This window comes from Candidatus Sulfotelmatobacter sp., assembly GCA_035498555.1.
Lineage (GTDB): Bacteria > Eisenbacteria > RBG-16-71-46 > RBG-16-71-46 > RBG-16-71-46 > DATKAB01.
In genome coordinates this window covers 1-5,955 of record DATKAB010000179.1, presented here as the reverse complement: position 1 = coordinate 5,955, position 5,955 = coordinate 1, and the positions used below count along the sequence as shown (strand labels likewise).

Annotated in this window: 5 protein-coding genes; 3 read left to right on the top strand and 2 right to left on the bottom strand. The window is 69.4% G+C overall.

Annotated elements, in window-relative coordinates; translation table 11 throughout:
* Positions 1-21: 21 nt before the first annotated feature.
* The gene (locus VMJ70_14160) at positions 22-711 is read right to left on the bottom strand and encodes an alpha/beta family hydrolase (protein HTO92270.1); all 690 of its coding nucleotides are present in this window, start codon (positions 709-711) and stop codon (positions 22-24) included.
* The gene (gene ligD, locus VMJ70_14155; protein HTO92269.1) at positions 708-3,326 is read right to left on the bottom strand and encodes a DNA ligase D; all 2,619 of its coding nucleotides are present in this window, start codon (positions 3,324-3,326) and stop codon (positions 708-710) included. The genes VMJ70_14160 and ligD overlap by 4 nt, the downstream gene beginning before the upstream one ends.
* Before the next feature lie 226 nt (positions 3,327-3,552).
* Here ligD and VMJ70_14150 point away from each other — a divergent pair, with 226 nt between their 5' ends.
* The 3 genes from VMJ70_14150 to VMJ70_14140 all read left to right on the top strand — a co-directional run bounded on the left by VMJ70_14150 (position 3,553) and on the right by VMJ70_14140 (position 5,739).
* Positions 3,553-4,449: a Ku protein gene (locus VMJ70_14150; protein HTO92268.1), complete on the top strand. Its 897-nt coding sequence runs from the start codon at positions 3,553-3,555 to the stop codon at positions 4,447-4,449.
* Positions 4,450-4,474: 25 nt separating this feature from the next.
* The gene (locus VMJ70_14145; GenBank protein ID HTO92267.1) at positions 4,475-5,395 is read left to right on the top strand and encodes a tetratricopeptide repeat protein; all 921 of its coding nucleotides are present in this window, start codon (positions 4,475-4,477) and stop codon (positions 5,393-5,395) included.
* A gap of 179 nt (positions 5,396-5,574) precedes the next feature.
* Complete coding sequence (locus VMJ70_14140; protein HTO92266.1) at positions 5,575-5,739, top strand: hypothetical protein; 165 nt, start codon at positions 5,575-5,577, stop codon at positions 5,737-5,739.
* Positions 5,740-5,955 lie beyond the last annotated feature (216 nt).

Here is a 5,955-nt window from a genome sequence, read left to right as displayed (position 1 = left end):
TTCCCACTCGCACCTCGACGCTCACGCGAGTCCTTCCTGCCATTCGGCCACCGTGGCGGCGAGCTCGTCCAGCACCTGGTCGTCGGTGCGGCCGCTCTTCTTCAGCACGTGGAACGAGTGGTCGGCGCCCTCGATCACGCGGAGCGTCGCGCGCTCCCCGAGGCGCTCCAGGATCGGCGTCAGCAACGTGAGATCGGCGAGCGCGTCGCGGGTGCCCTGCAGGAACAGCATCGGCATCGTTACGCGCGCCAGGTGCTCGGCGCGCGAGGTCCCCGGCTGCCCGGCGGGGTGGAGCGGGAAGCCGAGGAAGACGAGCCCCTGCACTCCGGCGAGCGGCTCGGCCGCGGCCGCACGCGAGGTCATGCGCCCGCCCATCGACTTGCCGCCCGCGAGCACCGGGAGCTTGCCGGCCGCCTCGCGGCCGGTCGCGACCGCCGCGCGCACCGTGGCGAGCAGCAGCGGTTCGGGATCGATGCGGCGGCTGCCGTGCTCGGTGTAGGGAAACTGGTAGCGTAGCGTCGCGATGCCGCGCGCCGCGAGTCGGTGTACGACGTCCTCCATGAAGCGGTGACGCATGTCGGCGCCCGCGCCGTGCGCAAGCACGTAGAGCGCACGCGGGTGTGCCGGTGCCAGCAGCAGCGCCGAGACTTCGACCCCCGGCGCGACCGGGATGCGCCGGGCCGACGGCTCGAGCCCCGCACCCACCTTCACCGCTCCTTCTCCATCCGCCTCATGCGTTCCTCGATCGCCTTGAGCGCTCGGCCCATGTCCACGCCTTCGCCCAGCACGCCGCGCAGCGGATCGTCCATCTTTTCAAAGCGCTTCGGCAACGTGCGCAGGTTGAACTTGGCCGGATCGAGCCTGGCGTTCACCTCGCTCCATTTCAACGGACACGAGGCCGAAGCCTCCGGCACCGGCCGGAGCGAATACGGCGCGACGATGGTGACGCCGTGCCCGTTCTGACCCCAGTCCACGTACACCTTGCCGCCGCGGGCGTGGAGCGGGCGGGCCAGCGTCGAGATGTCCGGCTTCGCGTGCTGGACCAGCGTCGCGAGCAGGCGCGCGAACGTCTTGCACTCGTCGTGGGTGTAGTGGCGGCCGAGTGGGATCAGGCAGTGGATGCCTTTCTGACCCGAGGTCTTGGGGAAGCCCGGGAGCTCGAGCTCCTCGAGCAGCTTGCGCATCGCGATCGCCACCTCGACCACGTGAGAGAACGGCGCGCCCTTGGGATCGAGGTCGAGCACCAGCCAGTCGGGCCGCTCGAGCGATCCCGAGCGCGAGCTCCACATGTGGATCGGGATGGTGCCCATGTTCGCCACGTAGCGCAGCGACTCCGGATTGTCGAGCACGAAGAAGCGGATGTCGCGCTCGGAGTCCTTCGAGTAGACGGATTCGGTGCGGATCCAGTCGGGCACGAACACCGGCGCGTCCTTCTGGAAGAACGACTTGCCCTCGATGCCGTCGGGGTAGCGGGTCAGCACGATCGGGCGGTCCTTGAGATAGGGGAGCATGAGCGGCGCGACGGTGTCGTAGTAGGCGACCAGATCGCCCTTGGTGTAGCCCTGCTTCGGCCAGAACACCTTCTTGAGATTGCTGAGCCGGACCTCGGGTGCCGACTGCGGCCTGGGCTCCCGTGCCGCGGCGCCGCCTGCCGCCGCCGGCTCCAGCGGCGGATCGGCTTCCGCCAGCGCCCCGGCCTCCGCGGCGGGAAGCGCCGCGTCCGAATCGCGCTCCTCCTCGCGCCGGACATCCTCCGGCTTCTTGTCGTCGCGCATTCCCATGAAGATCGGATGTCGCAGTCCACCGTCGCCGGTCCACTCGGTGAAGCGGACTTCGCACACCAGACGCGGCTCGACCCAGTGGTCGGCGCGACCGTTGGGTCCGCTCGCGCCGAAGGGGGAGTCCTTGCGCGCGAGCGGCTGGAGCTGCCGCCACAGCTGATCCTGCATCGCGTCGTCGAAGCCGCTGCCAACGCGCGTGACGTGGCGCAGCGTGCCGTTTTCGTAGACGCCGACGTGCAGCGCTCCGAAGTGGCGGCCGCCGGCCCGGGGATCGGTCCACCCGCCAACCACGAATTCCTGGCGGCGCTGGCACTTGATCTTGATCCAGTCGCTGGAGCGCTTGCCCGTGTACGGACTCGCGGCGCGCTTCGCGATGATGCCCTCGAGCCCCATTTCATTCGCGGCTTCGAAGAACGCGATGCCGTGCCGCTCGACGTGGTCGCCGGCCTGGACCACGCCCGCCGGCGGCAGCGCGCGCGCCAGGCAGTCCTTGCGGTCGATCAGCGCGAGCTTGCGCAGGTCGTGCCCTTCCAGCGCCAGGCAGTCGAAGAACACCGCGCGCACCGGCACGCGGGCCATGCCCGCCGCGATGTCGCGCGGCTTCGACAGGTGCATGCGCCTCTGCAGACTCGCAAAGCTCGGCCGCCCGCTGTCGTCGTAAGCCACGATCTCGCCGTCGAGCACCGCATGCTGCACCGCGAGCCCGCGCAGAGCATCGGCGATCTCGGGATAGCGCGCGGTGATGTCTTCGCCGCTGCGCCCGAACATGCGCACGTCCTCGCCGCGCCGTTCGGCGATCACGCGCACCCCGTCGTACTTGATCTCGAACACCCAGCCCTCGCGGGAGAACGGCTCCTCCGCCGGCGTCGCCAGCATGTGCGACACGCGGTCGGCGCGCACCTCGCCGCGCGGCGCCTTCAGCGACTCGACGTGGTCGCGCAGCGCCGCGAGCCACGCCGCCGCGTCGCGCATCTCCTGCACCGTGAGGCCCGAGATCACCGAGCGCGGCCAGCGGGTGAGCGCGTCGCAATCGGCGGCGGCGGCGTCGGCCTTCTTCCACAGCAGCCAGTCGTTCTCGCCGCGGCTGGTGCGCACCAGGTTCCAGCGCCCGCCGAGCTTGTGCCCGAACAACTCGAGCTCGAGCTTGCCGCGCGCGTACTGCTCGCGGATATCCTCGGGCTTGAACGAGCGATAGGTGCCACGGTCCCACACGATCACCGAGCCGGCGCCGTAGTTGCCGGACGGGATCACGCCCTCGAAGTTCGCGTACTCCATCGGATGGTCCTCGACGTGGACCGCGAGCCGCTTCTCCTCGGCGCGCACCGACGGGCCCTTCGGCACCGCCCAGCTCTTGAGCACGCCGTCCATCTCGAGGCGCAGGTCGCAATGGAGGTTGCGCGCCCAGTGCTCCTGCACCACGAAGCGCGCCGGCGCGGGCGGCGCCGCCGCCGCGCCCGGGGCCGGCGCTCGCGAGGCCTGAGCTCCACCGAACGGCTCGGGCGTCCGGTCGGGGTCGCGCTTCTTGCGATAGGCCTCGAGCGGCACGGGCGCCTTCTTCGCATCCTCATCGCCCGGCTCGCGTTCGGTGGCTCTGGGTCGCGGCTCACCCGTGGGGGCGGCGGGACGCGGCTTGGCGGGGCGGCGGGAACGCGCGGGCATGGGGCGGGTCGAATTTCCCTGGAACTCTGCCGATGGATGGAGGGACGGTTGAGCAGAGTAAATCACGGTGCTAGCGTAATGTGCCACGTCCCCTTTGAAGGAGGGTACCCAGATGCCTCCGCATTCGACCGGCTCCGGGACCATCTCGTTCGGTCTCGTGTCCATCCCGATCCGCATGTACACCTCTGCCTCGTCCGAGGGGGTGTCGTTCAACCAGCTGCATCCGAAGTGCGGCGGGCGCGTCCGCCAGCAGATGATCTGCCCCACCTGCAACGAGGTGGTCGAGCGCTCGTCGCTGGTCAAGGGCTACGAGTTCGCCAAGGACCAGTACGTTCAGTTCACCGACGAGGAATTGAAGGCGCTGGAAGGCGAGGCGTCGAAGATGATCGACATCGCCGAGTTCGTGCCGCTCGCGCAGGTGGACCCGATCTACTTCGAGAAGACCTACTACCTGGGGCCCGACAAGGGCGGCGAGAAGGCCTACCGGCTGCTCGGCGACGCGATGAAGAAGGCTGGGCGCGTGGCGCTCGCCAAGTTCGTGATGCGCGGCAAGGAGAACCTGGTGCTGATTCGCCCCGCCGAGGGCGGCCTGATGCTCCACACCATGTACTTCGCCGATGAGATCCGCGATTTCGGCGAGGTGGACAAGGGCGAGGACGCCAAGCTCAAGCCCGGCGAGCTCGAGCTGGCCGAGCGGCTGGTGAGCGAGCTGACCAGCGAGAAGTTCAGCCCCGAGAAGTACGCCGACGAATATCGGGATCGCGTCCTGCAGGTGGTCGAATCGAAGGTCGAGGGCAAGGAAGTGACGTCGCTGGCCCCGCAGGCCCAGCGCACGCAGGTGATCGACCTGATGGAGGCGCTCAAGCAAAGTCTCGGCAAGCGTGCCGGCGGGGGAAAGGCCGGCGCGGAGGCCGCCGAGAGCGGGGCACTCGAGAAGAAGCCGGCCGCGCGCGCGCGACAGAAGGCCGAGGCGCCGCGCGAGAAGAAGGTGCAGGGCGGCAAACGCTGACGCGGGTCCCAGGGAGGGGATCTCGATGAGAGCGAGCGCGGAGTTGAGACTGGTGGAGCCGCGGACCGATCGGCGTTATTCGCTCCGCGAGGCGGCGGGCATCCTCGAGGTGCCCGAAGCCCGCCTGCGCGCGCTCGCGCGCGCCGGTTTCCTGGCACCCCAGCGGGGGCCGATCGGACCCCTGTCGTTCGGCTTCCAGGACCTGCTGCTGCTGCGCACGACCAAGGGCCTGCTCGAGTCGGGCGTTTCGATGCGGCGCATCCGCAGCATCTGGGCGTCGCTTCGCGAGCAGCTCGCCGCCGACCTGCCGCTCACCAGCATCAGCATTCACACCGATGGCAACGAGGTCGTGGCCTCCGACGGTTCGGCCCGGTGGCGGCCCGACTCGGGTCAGTTCCTGCTCAACTTCGACGCCAGCGAGATCGCGGAGCGCTCCGCGGCGCGAGCGGCGCCCGCCCCGCGCGCGCACGAATTGCGCTCGGCGCTTTCGGCCACCGAAGCCGATCGGCCGCTCACGGCCGACCACTGGTACGAACTAGGATGCGAGCTCGAGGCATCGTCAGTCGAAGAGGCCGGCGAGGCCTACGCCCACGCGCTCGACCTCGACCCCTCGATGGCCGAGGCCCACGTCAATCTCGGCCGACTGTTCCACATCGCCGGCGAGCTGGGCCGAGCCGAACCCCACTATCGCGACGCCGTGAGGGTCGATCCCGACAATCCGACGCCGCACTTCAATCTCGGCGTACTGCTCGAGGAGCTGGGCCGGCGCGATGAAGCGGTGCACGCGTATCGGCAGGCGATTCTGCGTGACCCCGATTTCGCCGACGCCCACTGCAATCTCGGCCTGCTGCTCGAGTCGCTCGGGCGCCGGCAGGAAGCGGTGCGCCACCTGATGGCCGCGCGCAAGCTGAGCGGGGAAGCGGATGCGCAGGACGACTGCAAGTAGCGCATGACGGGGATTGGTCGGGGCATCGGATCGATTCGATGGGCCGGGCCGAGCCCCATAGTCGCGCCGCCGTGAGGGTCGATCCCGACATGCAAAAGCGAGTTCACGCCATGCGGATCATTCCGGAACCGGCGCCCAATTCGCGCACTATCTTCATTGCGCCCCCCGGGGAACCTGTCATGACGGGTGTGGGAGCGGGCGCTGGGCCGGTCAGCTACGCGTGTGGGAACTGCGGCCGGATCCTGCTCGAGAGTCTCTTCGATGGCCAGGTCCGGAACATCGTGATCCAGTGCACGCGTTGCGGCAGCTTCAACGAGACGCCTCCCGCCCACGAGTTCAATTGATCGATTTCCGCGGATGCCGCGGATCGGCAGGGGCTCGCGCAACGGAGCCCGTGAAGCGAGTCGAAGGGCGTTGTTCTGTGTGTCTGGGCTGGTCCCCCCGGCAACCGCCCGGGGCCCATCGCCGAAGCGGCGCGGCGATTACCGCAGCAACGTGACGCGCCGCGTACCCACGTCGCGCCCCGCCACCCGCATGCGCACGAAGTAGAGTCCCGCCGG